Origin of the sequence: Clostridium algoriphilum (genome assembly GCF_020443705.1) — a bacterium.
Classification (GTDB): domain Bacteria; phylum Bacillota; class Clostridia; order Clostridiales; family Clostridiaceae; genus Clostridium_AD; species Clostridium_AD algoriphilum.
On the sequence record NZ_JAIZZK010000003.1, the window covers coordinates 175,210 to 192,225 of the forward strand.

Annotated in this window: 17 protein-coding genes; 5 read left to right on the forward strand and 12 right to left on the reverse strand. The window is 30.1% G+C overall.

Going from position 1 to position 17,016, the window contains the following annotated elements:
• Window positions 1–27 precede the first annotated feature (27 nt).
• The 7 genes from LGK95_RS04440 to LGK95_RS04470 form a co-directional block, all read right to left on the reverse strand.
• On the reverse strand, window positions 28–276 hold the full coding sequence (locus tag LGK95_RS04440; RefSeq protein WP_226122688.1) for a hypothetical protein: 249 nt from the start codon (window positions 274–276) through the stop codon (window positions 28–30).
• Between the two features lie 156 nt (window positions 277–432).
• Window positions 433–1,236 carry an FTR1 family iron permease gene (locus LGK95_RS04445; RefSeq protein ID WP_226122690.1) on the reverse strand — a complete coding sequence of 268 codons (804 nt, stop codon included), beginning with the start codon at window positions 1,234–1,236 and terminating at the stop codon, window positions 433–435.
• A 240-nt stretch (window positions 1,237–1,476) separates the two neighbouring features.
• Complete coding sequence (locus LGK95_RS04450; protein ID WP_226122692.1) at window positions 1,477–2,955, reverse strand: metallophosphoesterase family protein; 1,479 nt, start codon at window positions 2,953–2,955, stop codon at window positions 1,477–1,479.
• 227 nt (window positions 2,956–3,182) lie between these two features.
• Complete coding sequence (locus LGK95_RS04455) at window positions 3,183–4,475, reverse strand: VTT domain-containing protein (protein WP_226122693.1); 1,293 nt, start codon at window positions 4,473–4,475, stop codon at window positions 3,183–3,185.
• A 101-nt stretch (window positions 4,476–4,576) separates the two neighbouring features.
• Entirely contained in the window at window positions 4,577–5,119 is a 543-nt protein-coding gene (locus LGK95_RS04460; protein WP_226122694.1) for a phosphatase PAP2 family protein, read from the reverse strand.
• 158 nt (window positions 5,120–5,277) lie between these two features.
• Window positions 5,278–5,532 (reverse strand): AAA family ATPase, encoded by a 255-nt coding sequence (locus LGK95_RS04465; protein ID WP_319001897.1) that lies wholly within the window; start codon window positions 5,530–5,532, stop codon window positions 5,278–5,280.
• Window positions 5,533–5,932: 400 nt separating this feature from the next.
• Window positions 5,933–6,577: a DUF2238 domain-containing protein gene (locus LGK95_RS04470; protein ID WP_226122695.1), complete on the reverse strand. Its 645-nt coding sequence runs from the start codon at window positions 6,575–6,577 to the stop codon at window positions 5,933–5,935.
• Between the two features lie 313 nt (window positions 6,578–6,890).
• Between LGK95_RS04470 and LGK95_RS04475 the strand changes: the two genes are divergently transcribed.
• The 5 genes from LGK95_RS04475 (at window position 6,891) to LGK95_RS04490 (ending at window position 10,955) form a co-directional block, all read left to right on the forward strand.
• A complete protein-coding gene (locus tag LGK95_RS04475; protein ID WP_226122699.1) occupies window positions 6,891–7,898 on the forward strand; it encodes a DUF3231 family protein in 1,008 nt (335 codons plus the stop codon).
• Between the two features lie 268 nt (window positions 7,899–8,166).
• Window positions 8,167–8,673: a CBO0543 family protein gene (locus tag LGK95_RS22785; RefSeq protein ID WP_404814401.1), complete on the forward strand. Its 507-nt coding sequence runs from the start codon at window positions 8,167–8,169 to the stop codon at window positions 8,671–8,673.
• 120 nt (window positions 8,674–8,793) lie between these two features.
• The gene (locus LGK95_RS04480; RefSeq protein ID WP_226122701.1) at window positions 8,794–9,819 is read left to right on the forward strand and encodes a DUF3231 family protein; all 1,026 of its coding nucleotides are present in this window, start codon (window positions 8,794–8,796) and stop codon (window positions 9,817–9,819) included.
• 128 nt (window positions 9,820–9,947) lie between these two features.
• The gene (locus LGK95_RS04485; protein ID WP_226122703.1) at window positions 9,948–10,247 is read left to right on the forward strand and encodes a DUF3231 family protein; all 300 of its coding nucleotides are present in this window, start codon (window positions 9,948–9,950) and stop codon (window positions 10,245–10,247) included.
• Complete coding sequence (locus LGK95_RS04490) at window positions 10,248–10,955, forward strand: DUF3231 family protein (RefSeq protein ID WP_226122704.1); 708 nt, start codon at window positions 10,248–10,250, stop codon at window positions 10,953–10,955. It abuts the gene before it with no gap.
• A gap of 463 nt (window positions 10,956–11,418) precedes the next feature.
• Here LGK95_RS04490 and LGK95_RS04495 read toward each other — a convergent pair whose 3' ends face one another.
• From LGK95_RS04495 to tatC, 5 genes are all read right to left on the reverse strand, one after another.
• Window positions 11,419–13,326: an endonuclease MutS2 gene (locus tag LGK95_RS04495; RefSeq protein ID WP_226122707.1), complete on the reverse strand. Its 1,908-nt coding sequence runs from the start codon at window positions 13,324–13,326 to the stop codon at window positions 11,419–11,421.
• 575 nt (window positions 13,327–13,901) lie between these two features.
• Window positions 13,902–14,909, reverse strand: a complete 1,008-nt coding sequence (gene hypE, locus LGK95_RS04500; protein WP_226122709.1) for a hydrogenase expression/formation protein HypE — start codon at window positions 14,907–14,909, stop codon at window positions 13,902–13,904.
• 59 nt (window positions 14,910–14,968) lie between these two features.
• A complete protein-coding gene (gene hypD / locus LGK95_RS04505) occupies window positions 14,969–16,060 on the reverse strand; it encodes a hydrogenase formation protein HypD (protein WP_226122710.1) in 1,092 nt (363 codons plus the stop codon).
• Window positions 16,047–16,271, reverse strand: a complete 225-nt coding sequence (locus tag LGK95_RS04510) for a HypC/HybG/HupF family hydrogenase formation chaperone (RefSeq protein WP_226122711.1) — start codon at window positions 16,269–16,271, stop codon at window positions 16,047–16,049. Before LGK95_RS04510 ends, hypD begins: the two co-directional genes overlap by 14 nt.
• Window positions 16,225–16,995, reverse strand: coding sequence for a twin-arginine translocase subunit TatC (tatC, locus tag LGK95_RS04515; RefSeq protein WP_226122715.1), 771 nt, complete (start codon window positions 16,993–16,995; stop codon window positions 16,225–16,227). The genes LGK95_RS04510 and tatC overlap by 47 nt, the downstream gene beginning before the upstream one ends.
• Window positions 16,996–17,016 lie beyond the last annotated feature (21 nt).

Sequence of the window (17,016 nt, forward strand, 5' to 3'; positions counted from 1 at the left end):
TATTTATACTTAAGGTAGATATTTATGTTAACTCGTATTTTCTTCGCTTACCATTTTTTTATAATCCCTATCACTTAGTTTAGTCACTAATTTATTCATAGCAGTAGAATCCCGATTTTCCATAGCAGTCACTTCATTGCTAAAACCACTACCTTTCATAATTTTAATCATATTATTAAAGCTATTATTTGATTGAGGTTTACCATTTTGTGTACCCATCATTGTGCTGTTGTTATTATATGATGATTTAGAATTACTAGTTTGTACGCTCATCATTGATCTATATATATTTATTTTACTACTCAATTGTGGAGCAATTATGAAGCTAATATAGTTGATGAATTTTTATTATATTATATAAAAGACCAATTCGTAATATGTGTATTATGAATTGGTCTTTTATAAAAAAATGCTGAATTATACCTAACAATTTTAAAGTTTACTCGGTTTAAAATAAGCGTAGAATGCGCCTACTAAATATAACCAATATGCAAGCACTTGAACTAAATTAGGACTATCTGCATACCCAAAAATAGCTTTTAACAAACCACCTATCGTAGATTTCTGATCTAATATTCCCTTGGTGCTCCAAACTTGTTCTATCCCTACTGGAATCATGTGCATTTCTTGAAATTCATGAATTCCTCCAGACAAAAGTCCTGCTGCCATGAAAATAAGGAGTATAGTCATTAATGTAAAGAATGATTTAAGCGGAAGCCGATGTGTTCCTCTATAAAGGATATATCCTAGTATAGCTGCCACACCAAATCCCAATATACTACCACCTACAGTAGCAATCGCCGATGTCTCTTGTGCAGAACCCACAATGAAAAGCACAGTCTCTATGCCTTCTCTGAGTACTGAGATAAAAGCTAAAGAAGCCAATGCCCAGGTTGAGCCATGACTTAGAGCAACTTGTATCTGACGCTTTAATCCTTCGCTGATATTTCCACCCTGTCGTTTCATCCAAATTGTCATCCACGTGAGCATAATGACGGCAAAGATCTTAAGCGTTCCTTCCAGGATGGCTTGAAATCCTTCGATTTCAGTCGTTCCCAGTATGAAAAAAATACCCAACGCAACAAGTGTACTGATCAATGCAGCCACTCCTGCTCCTAGCCACACTTTTCCTGTTTCTTTAGTCTGTCCTAATTGTTTAAGATATGACATAATAATAGCGAGAACAATCGCGATTTCAACCCCTTCGCGCAAGGTAATAATGAACACATTAAACATATTTTTCACCCTTTCTCTACGTAATCAAATGATAAAGATTATCATTATCATTATTATACCTTGGCTTCATCTGCATGTCAATAAGTATTATATTAGATATCGTAGTTCCTATATTTATTGTAAACACTCCATTAGAAATTGCTCAGAAAACGCCTTAAAACATTAATAAGCCTATAATCCTTAAACATTATATTTAAGAGATTGTAGACTTATTATATTGTATGCTTATATATATAGGAGTTAATGTTTCAATATTTCATTTTTCAAATGTTTATATATATCCACTGCTGCTCTAAATATTTGCACTAAAAATTTCCACCAGAATAAAAGATGTACTCTCCACCAATTTCTGGCATTCCATATAATCAATGCTAAAATACATATTAGAATTACTGTAATTGATATGACTACAATTTTGTATTCTTTATAAATAGCATTTGCAAATAACGATGCCGCTGCTATATATCTATCTTGAATTGTATTTGTAGGCGATGGTAGTTCAATTGATTCAAGATAGGTATCCTTATCAGTTACTTTAACACGAAGATAATGATAATAACTGTCTTTAGTTAAAAGTTCTGCTCCTGCCCCACCACTTATAACATAACGTACATTATCTTTTATATAACTGAAATAACTATGAATATGTGAAAGAAAAACTGTATGCACATGATATTTAGTCATTATATCTTCAAACCGTTTCGCTTCTTCCTTATCGGGGAATCCATGATTTAGACTTTTATATTGACTGTAATTATTCATAATCCCTTCAATAAATCCTGGCTTTTCTTCATCCGGTATGTTTGGAAGGGTATTAGCATCTACATATTTTCTTGGGTCAGAAGGTGGAATATGCGAGAAGACAAAAATTTGTTTTCCATGTGCATCCTTTAAATCCTTCTCAAGCCATTTGTACTGATCTGTCGGTATTGCTACCTTTTCAGTAAAGCCACGGGAACTGTCTAAAAACACAAGGTGTGCATTTTTATAATCAAAGGAATAATATGGAGGACCAAATAATTTTGTATAAGTTGGTCTACCATTTTCTCTAATATCATGATTACCCAATGTAGTGTACAATGGGACTTTAAGTTTGTATACCATCTGATAAAACAATCTATATTTATGAGGCTCTCCTCCAAATACTAAATCACCATCATCTACTATGAATGCTGGATTTATGGCATTGATTTGATCTAATATCAGCGAAAAAGTATCATAACCATCTCTATTATCACCAAGCATAACGAATTCAAAGCCTTCAGTACTATCCTTCGGTATAACAGCAATACTTTTTTCTTCATTTGCTTTTAAATCTATTTTTAATAATACAGTATGTGAATCTACAATTTTAACTCCATTTTTTTCAATATTACTAAAGTTAGTGCCTAATGGATTTATATTTTCCAATCTTAAATAATATGTTTTATTGTCCTTAATATTCCCTTTTATTGTTATAACAGGTGTAGGAGATATAGATCTTAACACTAAATTTTCATTCTTATTTTCTATAATCTTTCCTTTTACAAATCCACCTTTTATAGTCACTGTAGAATCATTCCATTTATAAGACGATACTGAACCAGAAGGATTAAACTTTAGTGGTAAAGTAGAAAAATTTTCACTAACTTTAAAATTTCTATAAGTATATAAAAGAAATCCAACAATAATTAGTATAATTATTAGTATTAAATATCTGTTTATCTTAAACTTTTTCATAATAAATACTCTCCTACCTTCTCTTACTATCATATTAATTTTTTTAACATTTATAATTATAACCTTTACACTGCCATACTTTACTTATTTTAAATATAGCAAATAATCCAAACATTGAACCTAGAACTACCCATTTTAATATCATTATATAATTTTTCTATATAAGTATTAATATACCTTAAATTAAACAGATTTAAAAGCACCTATTTGACATAGATGCTCGACAATCATAATTGTATTTTAGGTAGTATGCGATAAACTTCCAATAAAATAATATTAATAGTAAGCCATACTCCACCAAAAATATACCCCGCATAAACATCACTTGGATATTCAATTTGAAAGAATATAGGATTTAGACCTGCAACTATACAAATAAATAAAGTTATAACTAGGACCGCAGTTTTAGCCCAAGCTTTCTTTACATGGCGTACTATTAGGTAAACAAAGAAACCATATGCAACAATTGCCATTAAAGATTGGTTGCTTGGAAAAGTATATTGATTATTACTTATTAGTCTTATTGAAGAAGGTCCTAAACGCCTAAAAATATGCCTTAGTACATATTGTAAAATTTCCCCACCACCAATTACAATAAACAGAAACTGAATTTCAAGAATTCGATTTGTATTTCTTCCTATAATCCATATAAACATGAAAATAGTTAATGCTACCAATACCTTAATTGATGTTAATAATTCAAACAAACCAATCAACATTGACCATTTAGAATTGAAAATTGCTTTTACTAAATAAGATACAACAATATCAAATTGATCAAATTCATGTGCCAAATAATCTTGTATTACACCAATTACAAGAACGAAAAGCCCAAAAAAAGCAACTGCTACAGCAGCTATAGCGACTTTCATTTTTCCCATAGAATGAAATATAATTATAGTTCTATTTAAAATTTTATATGTGTTTTCTATTATAAGTGTCTTATGATTTCTATAAAAATAGATGATAATTAAAATTAAAGATATAATCAAACTACCAACAATAAAATATTTTGAAATATAACTATGAAATTTATCCCAGTTTGGTCCAAGAACCTTACCTAATGAAATAAAAGTAGCAGTCCACATCAACGCTCCAAAATATGCATTTAAAGCAAATCTTTTGTACGAAATTTTCGTTATACCTGAAAAATACCCCGTAATATGTCTAACTCCAGGAATAAAATATGCTAAAATTAATAATTTATTTCCAGATGCATTAAACCACTCTGATGTTTTTTTAATTTTAGCAGGTCCAAGATGAATGTATGGGCCATATTTTTCAAAAAATTTCGCACCCAATTTTGTACCAACTAAATAGGATATTGTAATGCCTAATATTACTCCCCCAGTAGCTATAAAAATGCTTAAAATCCAATTCATTTTAGATTGATAAACAAGAAAACCACAGTATGTCATCATTAACTCACCAGGTAGAGGAAATGCAATCAATTCAAGCACTAAAGCACTAAACAAAATGATATACCCATAATTATTAATTAATCCTATTACAGAATGCAAAATATCACCACCTATCTTTAATATTTATTAACAGCTTTTAACGAATATATAACAATCCATAATTTTATAATTCCCTCGATATAATACATATATAAATACTATTAAATCCTATTAAGATTTTCCATTTTATTAAATAAGCAAATTATTATTCCACTGCATATAAGCCCTAAAACTACACCGCCTAAAATATCTGTAGGATAATGTACATATAAATATAATCTTGAAAAAGCTATTAAAGACGCTAACCCTAAAAATTCAAGTGCATAATGTTTAATATATTTTGCTAATATTCCTGCAACTGCAAAAGAAGAAGTGGTGTGCCCTGACGGGAATGAATAGGATAAGGGCTTTTCAATTAAAAGGTTAACTACTGGTATATCTGCCGATGGCCTTATCCTCTCAACTACATGTTTTAATATTCCCTCTCCTAAAATTGTGCTTAATATTAAAGCTGCTAAAGCCATAAATCCTATTTTTCTATAATTTTTGCTAAACATAAGTAGCACCGCTATCATAATCCATATCATACCTTGATTACCTAAATATGTTGATAAAACCATAACTTTATCCATAATAGGTCCATGCATATTATTTTTTACATACAATAATATTAAACTATCAAATTTCTGTACTAAGAATATCATTTCTATTATTCCCCTCATTTCTTTTATAATCACTAAAACATCATTATGGATTACCAAAGAAGTAACCAACAATCATATTTATTTATAAATCTCTTAATATTTAATATTATATATTTGTAAGATTAAAAACAGATTAAGAAAGTATTAGATTTAACTTATTATAGTGACAAATAAAAAAAGCACCTACATAACAGATAAATCTGAAATATAATGTCCAGGTTATGAGTGCACATAATTAAAGTTTTGCCTGCATTATTAAGTTCTACTATTAGGTTGATTAGCCATCTTTGAGTTCTGGGATCTAAGCCGTTAGTGGGTTCATCCAAAATTAAGACTTCAGGATTTATTGATAATACTGAGGCAATAGCTACCAAAGGTATGGTTTTTAGGTGTAATACTTTGTGTTCTGGCATCTTTTGGAGGTGATATCATTCTTGGATAACGAAAAATAATGAAACTAAGAGAAGTTTCATTTGAATATATAAGGTATGTATACTCTTCTTACTGACTTTGGTCTAACATATTTAATGTTATATTTCTTGAGAAGGTTATATAATTTCAACCTATCACTTGAAGTGATTGCAATTTAACCGTCAACACCAGATGTTAGTTTTCTTTCGTGTTGAAGACCACGTATAAGAAGAGTGCAACACAATATGTATTTACTACATTATTTAGATATGACGCATTTCTTATTGTCTCTTTTGAAGGTTTAGTTGCCATGTAACACCATATTAAGTACCCCTAAAAGCCTGAAAAGCAGTAATCATTAATTTTCCTTGAGGCGTAACAACCTAAATGATAATAAAACTCCTATTTAAAGCGTTTTTCTAGTTTACTTATATATTTATCATGTACTTTATAAAATATAGATACCGTAATTACAGCACCTGTTAGCGCCCAAAGCATATCCCAATGTGTATCCCATTTATCACCTTGAAAACCTATAAAAGCATCTGCTGACTCCCCCAATATTGAACATACTCCCCATTCTATTAGTTCATAAAAAGCACTTATTGATAAACAAACACAAATAACTAAAATACCTAATATTATTCCTTTCTTAAGCTTTAACTTTCGTATTAATATTTCTCTTACAATAAAAGCAAATATAATACCTTGTACTAAGTGTACAATCCTATCATAATGATTTCTACTTAGTCCATATACTTCTTTTATCCAATTAAACAACGGTACTTCCCCATATGTATAATGTGCTCCAATTAGAATTATGATTATTTGAATTAAATTAAGTATATACACAAAATTTGTGAATCGAAATTTTTTATAAGTAAATATTAATATTGTAACTCCTATAAAAACTGGAAAAGTCTCTAAAAGCCATACAAGATAACTACTTTTGGTTTTAATAGCTGATAAAATAAAAACTATAGTGACTAGTATTAATAAAATAATATGTATTCTACTAGGCTTATTATTTTCTTTAATTCCATTCATACTTTTATACTCCCATTTCTACATTATATTATATTGGTTTTCCTATTATATAGGTTTTCCTATTAAATCTATTCTTTATACTTGTATTTTTAAATTATGTGATAAATATCACTGCTTGTCGTTATCACTAATACATCAAAAAATATATGAGTAGAATATTTATAAATGGGTTAAATTAATATATATAGGTTAAAATGAATAAAATTAAGAAAATACATTTGTATTCAAAGAAATATATATAATCTAAACATAAGATTTCATATATATTCCTGCTACTATCATAATATAAATTTTAATAGGAAGAAGGGTTAAAATGACAACCGAAGCAAAAATACAATTAACTTCAACAGAATTAGGTACAATATGGATGACTTATCAATCAACATCAGCATCTTTAGTAATGTTTGATTTATTCAAGGAAAAGACTATTAATAAAGAGGCCCAAAACATACTTGCTGACTATGTTGTTGAATGTCAAAATATAAAGAATAAAACAGTGGATATATTTAATAATGAAGACGCAGTTATCCCAATGGGATTTGAAGAATCAGATATTGTAAGAGAAGCACCTGCTCTATTTGATGACTTTTTTAACATAATGTTTCTTCGCCAAATGATGAAATTAAATTTTGGTCATTCTGCTGTGTCTTTAACTATGTCGTATATGAAAGAAGTTAATGATATATTAATGCTAAACTTTGAAGTTGCTAACAACTATTATCTTAAGGCAACAAACTTTCTATTAGAAAACGGAGTACTTCCAAAACCACCATATGTAACTATGCCAACAACGGTAGAATTTATTGAAGGCAGAAATTACATGAGTGGATCTAATCCTTTAGCTGAGAAACGTGCATTAAATACAATTGAAGTTGGTTATATTACTGAATCTATAGAAGATAACATCTTTGGTATGCAGATGATGACAGGATTTGCACAAGTTGCAAAAGAAAGTGAAGTTAAAAGATATTTCATAGAAGGTAAAGAATTATCAAAAAAGATTATTACTGAATTAAGTAAAATATTATTACAAAGTGATATTCAACCTCCGAGTACATGGGCAGGAAAAGCTACAAATTCTACAATACCACCTTTTTCAGATAAACTTATGATGTATCTAACCAGTATAGTTTCCAGTGCATCAATAGGATACACTGCTTTGGGCACGTCTTTTAGTATGAGAAAAGATTTACATCTTAAACTTGGACGAATGTCAAAGGATATATTTGATTTTTCAAAAGAGGGTGGAAAAATCATGATTAAACATAAATGGATGGAAGAACCTCCTCAAATGGAAGACAGAAATCAGCTTACAAAATAAAGAAATCCATTCAACATAAAATAAGTCTTATCTTGAATGAATTTTTATTTTCGCGAAATAATAGCTTCAAAATTTAAGAGATATTAAGAGTATCGTACGCCTTTTTTTTATGAAATGGATTCATTGCTTAATTTTCAATTCCACGATAAATATAATAATCCCCTAATTTAATTAATACTATAATTTTGATAAATTAGGGGATTATTATATTAGGGGATTATTTCTGTTAACTATCGTTAATATTCAAGTTAGGTAGGTGGGTGCTTCTATGTATCATATATTTCTTGCAGTTGTATCTATTGTTATCTGCTACAAGTTCGGGGATTGGAGAAATTGGAGAAAATATTATTCAACAATTTTATTTCTTATTTTGAGTAATGTTGTCTGTATTCTTTTAACATATAATCATATATTATGGTTGCATGAAACAAAAATATTAAATCACACTTTTTGTGATTTATTTGTTTGTATAACAGTATATCCAAGTATAGTAATGCTATTTATCCCTAAATTTCCAAAGAAAATAACGAAAATTATTACTCATATTTCATTTTATGTTGCTATTTTCACTATAGCAGAATTGATTGGTATGAAATTTGGATATTTTACTCACCATAACGGTTGGAATATATGGTTTTCTATTATATTTAATTATATATTGTTCTCGGTATTATATCTTCATTATAAAAAACCCTTATATGCTTGGGCTATTGCACTCATAAGTCCTCATATTTTATTTTTTTTAATGAAAATACCATATAATAGCATAAAATAAGATGAATTAAAGCATTATATTATTCACAACATAAGTATTTACAAATACAAATTCTCATAAAATATATAATACATTTCTGTTATTTTCATATTATAAATCTAAAAAGAAAGAAGGGTTTAAATGACAACACAAGCAAAAATACAAGTGACTTCATCTGAATTGGGAACATTATGGATGACCTATATATCAACATCGGGAAGGTTAATAATGTATGATTTTTTTAGAATTAAAACTATAGATAAAGAGGCTCAAAACATATTAGATTCTTATATTACCGAAGTACAAAATGTTCAAAATAAAATTGTAAATATATTTAATAATGAAGGGGCAGTTATTCCAATAGGATTTGATGAGCATGATGAGCATGATGAGATGAAAGGATCATCTACACTATATGATGATTTTTTTCATATAATGTTTCTTCGCCAAACGATGAAATTAAATTTTGGACATAGTGCTGTATACACATCTATGTCATACATGAAAGAAGTTAATGATGTATTTAAGCTAAACTACGATATTTCTAATAAATATTATATGCTCACTACAAACTATCTATTAACAAAAGGAGTGCTCGCAAGGCCACCTGGTGTAACTATGCCAAAGCAAGTAGAATTTATTGAAGACAAAAATTACATGAGTGGATTTAATCTTTTTTCTGATAAACGCTCATTAAATACAATTGAGGTTGGTTATATTAACGAAGCTATAGAAGATAACATTTGGGTAATGCAGTTGTTGACAGGATTTGCACAAGTTGCAAAAGAAAGTGAAGTTAAAAAATACTTTATAAAAGGTAAAGAATTAGCAAAAAAGACTATCTCTGAATTAAGTAGTGTGTTATCACAAAGTGATATTCAGCCTCCCAGTACATGGGTTGGTAAAGTTACAGATTCTATTCAGCCGCCTTTTTCTGATAAACTTATGATGTATACAAACAGTTTGATATCAACCACAGCGTTAGGATTCACAGCACTAGGCACATCTTTTAGTATGAGAAATGATTTACCTATTAAACTTGGACTTATTTCAAAGGATACATTTGCGTATGCAAAAGAAGGCGCAAAAATAATGATTAAACATAGATGGATGGAAGAGCCTCCTCAAATGGAGGACAGAAATCAGCTTACAAAAATAAAAGAATAAATATGGTGACTGCTGTGTTTTTCGAATGTAACTCAATTAGTATTAATATTTTAGACACATTTGTATTCATAAAAACTATATATTACATTATTATCATAATATAGATTTTAATAGAAAGAAGGGCTTAAATGACAACCGAAGCAAAAATACAGTTAACTTCAACAGAATTAGGTACATTGTGGATGGAATATATTTCACTGTCAGGAAGGATAAGATTTTATGATTCTTTTAAGGATAAAACTATTGATAAAGAGGCTCAATACATATTAACTACCGTTGGCACTGAAATGCGAAATATACAAAATGAGATTGTTAGTATATTTAATAATCAAAAGGTAGTTATTCCAATAGGATTTACTGAACAAGATATTGTAAAGGAAGCACCTCCTCTATTTGATGACCTTTTTAATATAATGTTTCTTCGCTAAATGTCGAAACTTGCTTTTGCGCATAATGCTATATTTTTAGCTATGTCATATTCGATAGAAGTTCAAGATGTATTTAAACATCACATAGAAGTTGCTGAAAGATATTATTCTATGACAACAAGCTATCTATCAGGAAAAGGAGTGCTTGCAAAACCGCCATATGTAACTATGCCAAAACAAGTAGAATTTGTTGAAAATAAGGATTACATGAGTAAACATAACCCTTTTTCTGAAAAACGTTCATTAAATACACTTGAGGTTGGTTTTCTTAATGAATCTATTGAAAATAACATTTTCGGTATGCAGTTGATGACAGGATTTGCACAAGTTGCAATGGATAGTAAAGTTAAAAAATACTTCATAGAAGGTAAAGAATTAACAAAAAAGATTATTTCTAAATTGAGTGGGGTGTTATTACAAAGTGATATTGAGCCTCCGAGTACATGGGCAGGTAGAGCTACGAATTCAACTGAGACACCTTTTTCGGATAAACTTATGATGTTTATGACCAATTTATTAACCAACTCAGCACTAAGTTTAAATTCTTTAGGTTCATCTTTTAGTTTGAGAAGCGATTTACATTCAAAACTTGCACTTGTTGTAAATGATACATTTGATTATTCAAAAAAAGGTGGAAAAATATTGATTGAACATAAATGGATGGAAGAGCCCCCTCAAATGGAAGACCGAAATCAGCTTACAAAATAAAATAAGCAAACAACAAATATCGTGAAAGGATAATTTCACGGCATTTGTTATTTGCTCTTATGTAGCCTATAGCATCATTTTCTCTTTTATGTATGTAATAAACCACCATATTATTGCTAATAATGGTGGCTAATTGAGAATATACACTACTTTTATGCATCCTCCATCACTTTACACATTACATTGTTAACTCTTAATCTTTTGCTTTTGATAAGAGGTAGATATTGAATAAACATCCTAGTCCAGTAATAGCTCCTGATATGATATATATCAAATTGTTTGTTTTTTTCCATAAGATAATATAACCAATTACTACACAAATTAGTATAATCCACGATATAAAAATAACTATGTTACCAATTTTATTATTTAATAAGTTTTTGTTGTTGGTATTTTTATTGGTCATGACTTCATCCTTTCTTGAATATACAATTAATTTCCCCAGATGGCACATTAACTTATTTTACTTATTGCTACTATTTCTTATTTCCTTTTGAATTTTTTTTAATGCCTTCTTAGATCCTCTCTCAATGTCTCTTTTTAACTTTCGCTGCTGAAAATCCACAAATAATGTATTAAGGTCATAATCCTCTGGGTATAAATCCTCAGCCTTCAGTTCTAGTCTTAGCCTTTTTTCATTAACCTCTAAGAAGTCGTCCTTATATAACACAGTTACATTATTAAAGCTGTCTATAGGTTTATATACAATGGCAAAATCATTATGCTCAATAAGAAACACCTTATCCCCTATTTTGTAATTATAAGTTTTTATACTAAGTATATCTTCTTCGTCTTTTTTCTTTTTTACTTTACTTTCTTTTACTAATTCTAAATTATAATCCTTATCCTGCGCATACTTTTTTGCCTTTTCAAGGATAGCGTCCTTTATACCCATTTTCTTAGAAATCCAAAGAGCATTGCTCTCCCCTGATTTGCCCGTAATAAGGTTATACATAGGCTCCAATGTATCCTTTTGAAACTGCATTGCCGCATTTTCAAAATCGCTATGCCTTTTAGAATAGTTCTTAATTTCTCCATAATGAGTGGTGGCCATAATGATGCATCCTTTATGATAAAGTTCCTCTAATATTGCAATTGCAAGTCCAGCCCCTTCATTAGGATCAGTTCCACTTCCTATTTCGTCACATAATATTAGCGTAGATTTGTTACTACTATTAATTATCTCAGCTAAATTCTTTACATGCGAGGAAAATGTGCTTAAGGAGTTTTCTATGCTTTGATCATCTCCAATATCTACAAACACATTCTCAAACACGGACATTTCGGTACCATTACCAGCTGCAATATGAAAACCTGATTGCACTGCTAAAGTTAAGAGTCCAACCGTTTTTAGCACCACAGTTTTTCCCCCTGCATTAGGCCCCGTTATTATTAATGCTCTATAATTTATTCCGATACTAAAATCTAAAGGTACTATATTTCCTTTTAACAATGGATGCTTACCGCCAGCAATATTTATATATCCATAGTCATTTAATTTAGGCTTTATTCCCTCTATGGCTCTACTATATTTGGCCTTAGCAAAAATCATATCATACTCTGCTATTACTTCTATATTAATATTAATTTCCTTTGAACTATCATATATTAACGCAGTTAACGCAGATAATATTTTATATTCTTCTAGGGCCTCCTCAGACTTTAATAGCACCCGCTCTGTAGCATATTTTGAAATAACACTTGGTTCTATAAATGCAGTAGATCCTTTAGACGATGTTTCTACAATTATGCCCGGAACTTGATTTTTATAGGCCGCCTTTATAGGAATAGTATATCTATCATTTCGCTTGCTGACAAAAAACTCTTGTATAAAAGTTTTATTTGTACTGCTTTTTAAAAACTTCTCTAATTTTTCTTGTATTTTGCTATCCGTATCTTCTATATGTCTTCTAATTTTTTTAAGCTCTTTACTTGCTTTTGAATCTACTAAACTCCCTCTTATAGAAAAATCAATTTCTTCCTCTATAGCTTTAAATTCTGTAATTGAATTACCATAACTACTTAAAGTTGGAGCGTAAAGCTCTTTTCCCATCATGAAAGCTTTAATTTTTCTGCAGCCCCTCAAGAAGTTACATATCTTTGTTAATTCCTCTGGCTCTAATATTGACCCCTTTTGTATATTCTCTATTATACTTTTTATATTAAAGATTCCTTCTAATGGAATGTGCCCTACAGTATCTAATAAAGCTCTCCCCTCACTAGTTTCATTAAGCCTACTCTGGACAACTTTTAAGCTGCTACTTGGCTTTAATCTATCTATTAAGTTTTTTCCGAGTCCACTTACACAATAAGACTTTACAATATCCTTTAGTTCATTATATTGCAACTTATTAAATGTTTTTATATTCATTTCTATCTCTCCTCATATAAAACAATTTGTTCTATGAAGATACTAATCCTGGATAAATCTCATTACCATTTTCTATATAACTCATTTTGCAAAGGTCTTATTTATCTGCAAAACAAAAAAAGCCATGGATACTCCCACAGCTAAAATACGTAACTTCATAAGAGATGGAATTCTCCATCTCTTATAACTATAACGGCACTTTGTGGATTTGTATCTTCATAGATATTACTAAATAAATCCATAACAAATAAAGGTATACTATACCCTTTTTAAAGATTTATTTAATTATAAAATTTAATCTATTTAGATACGTACACGCTCATAAAGCACCTCATTTTTTTATTTTGTTAACATATATCTAATACTATTTTATACATAATTATATATCTTGTCAACCAATTGGCGGCACGTGGGTATGTTTATTTACATAATATAACAATCACTCCGGAACTTCATTTTTCAAATTCATTCGTTTTCTCCTTCACATTCTATCAAATAAAAGATAAAAAGCCACAAAATCCTTCTTACTTTAAGAAATATACCGACCTGACATCCATATAATTATATTACAAAATCTAACATATTCTAGGAAGCTGAATTCCAGATGGCATATCAACTAGTCTTTTTCCACCAACTACTGTATTTAAATAAACTTTATTCCCCAATTCTTGTGTAACTTTTCCAATAATTACGGCTTCAGAACCTAGTGGATGTTTTCTCATTGCATTAAGTACCTTTTCAGCATATGCTTCTGGTACAAAAGCACACAGTTTTCCTTCATTAGCAATATATAATGGATCTAATCCAAGCATCTCAGTAGCACCTTTTACTTCTTCTTTTAAAGGTAAATTATTTTCTTCAAGAGCTATGGTTACATTGCTAAATTCACTAATTTCATTAAGCACTGCTGCCACTCCACCCCTTGTAGCATCACGGATAACATGAATTCCGTCATATGCTTCAAGCATTGTGTCTACTAAGGAATTTAAACAAGCACAATCACTTTTTAAATTTCCTTCGAGTCCAAGTTTATTTCTTTCACACATTATTGTCATTCCATGGTCTCCTAATGTACCATTTATTATGACGATGTCTCCCACTCTTGCATTGGCACAATTAATATCAACATCTTCATAAATCCTACCAATACCAGAAGTGTTAATAAAAATCCCATCAACACTTCCTTTTTCTACAACTTTTGTGTCTCCAGCTACAATTTTTACACCTGCATTACTCGCTTCATCAGCCATAGACTTCACAATTTTTTCTAATTCTTTAATAGAGAAACCTTCTTCGATAATAAAAGCACTTGTTAAGTAAAGTGGTTTTGCTCCACTTACAGCTAGGTCATTAACAGTACCACAAACTGCCAATTTGCCGATATTCCCACCATTAAAAAATATTGGATTCACCACAAAAGAATCTGTAGTAAACGCAAGTTTTTTAAAATCTATATATACTTGCGCTGCATCGTTCATCTGATTTAGAATATCATTATTAAAATACTTGAAAAACACTTCATTAATCAATCTATTAGTTTGCATACCGCCACTTCCGTGACTCATAGTTATCGTCTCATTCATTCCAATACCTCCTGTATTCCTTGTAAGCACGTAACAATTATCAATTGTTACGCCTCCTGTTATTTAGTATCTTTGTGGTATCTATAATATGCAGCGCATGTACCTTCTGATGAAACCATGCAGGAACCAACTGGATTTTCTGGCGTACAGAGTTTTTTAAAAAGTGGACAATCTGTTGGTTTAATTTTCCCCTTAAGTATTTCTCCACATTTACAACCAAGACTTCCATCATATTCTTCATAATCTATTTTAAAATGCTTAAGTGCATCAAAATCTTCATACTCACTATTGAATTCCAAACCACTTTTGGGTATTCTGCCAAGTCCTCTCCAACTACTATCTACAATATTAAAAGTTTTATTTAAATATTCTAAAGCTATGGGGTTGCCCTCAGTTTTAACTATTCTTTTATATTCATTTTCGATTCTATATTCCTTTTTACTTATTAAGTTTACTAATGTGTTTAACCCTTGAAGTATATCTATAGGCTCAAACCCTGTAACTACTCCAGGAATATTAAAATCCTTGCTTAGAAATTCATAGGGTCTCGTTCCTATAATTGCACAAACATGCCCTGGCAATAAAAAGCCGTCTATTTTTAATTCTTTATCCTGAACTAAAGCTTCCATTACAGGCGGAACGATTTTATGGGCCGTAAAGAAAAATAAATTGATTAAATTATTTTTTCTAGCCTCAATAGCTGTAACTGCGGTCATAGGAGCAGTAGTTTCAAAACCTACTGATAAAAATACTATCTTTTTTGTTGGGTTCTGTGAAGCCATAGCAAGGCAATCCATTGGTGAATATACAATTCTTACGTCAAAACCTTTTGCCTTTGAACTGCTTAGTGAACCTTTTTTCCCTGGAACTCTCATCATATCTCCAAAGGTTGCAATAATGACATCTTTTCTTTCTGAAAGTGTTATTGCTGAATCTATATAACTCTGAGGTGTAACGCACACAGGACAACCTGGCCCTGATATCAGATTTATATTTTGGGGAAGTACATCCCTAATACCATATCTGAATATAGCCATAGTATGGGTACCACAAACCTCCATAATATTTATCTTTTCACTAGAAATATTATTTAGCTTTTCAACTAATTTTTTAGAGTATTCATTGTTTCTAAATTCATCAACAAACTTCATTTTCCATAAGCTCCTTAAAAATATCCATAGTTATTTTTGCTTCTTCTTCATCTATCATTTGTATTGCACACCCTGCGTGTACAAGTACATATTCATCAACAGCTGCTTCTGGTACTAGCTGCATAAATACTTCTCTCTTCATGTTTCCAATCTCTACAATACCTTTATTTCCGTCTAAACTTAAAACCTTTCCTGGAATTGCTAAACACATTTTCTCTCCTCCTTTTTCTTCTTTCATTCAAAAATATTATCCAAATACTTACTTCATACATTAACAAGACTGGAGCCGCCACCACCGCAAATGTAAGAAAATCCACTGATGGTAAAAACACTCCCTCTACCACAATCACTCCTAATATAATCGGAATTTGTTTTTTTCTTAGTATCTTAGAACTTATGATAGAAAGCTTTCCTAATATGACTAATATGTATGGTATTAGAAACATAATACCTGTGTAAAGACAAAAAATTCCTATGAAATTAAAATAGGTACTACCATTTAGCACTGGTTTTAAGTATGTGTTTCCATAGGAAATTAAAAAACTAAGTGAATGTGGCAATATCATTGTATATCCAAAAACTATACCAATTATAAACAAACTAGAAAGAATAAATGCATTCTTATATAAAAACTTCTTTTCTGTTTTCGTTAAGCCAACTCGCACAAATGCCAATATTTCATATATTGTAATAGGGCTAGTTATAATTATGGCTACTATAAGGGACACTTCAAGTCTTGTAACAAAACCTTCTGTTAACTTAACGTATACTAGACTTAAATTGAACTTTGCTATAGGTTTCATGAGGATATTAATTAAATAATTAACCTTATCATAAGTATAAAAAGCAGCAGAAGAAATACTTATAACACATATTATTAATCTTTTTCTTAACTCATGTAAATGATCTACTACAGACATTTCATTTGCTGCCATACCTTCACCTCATAAAATTTG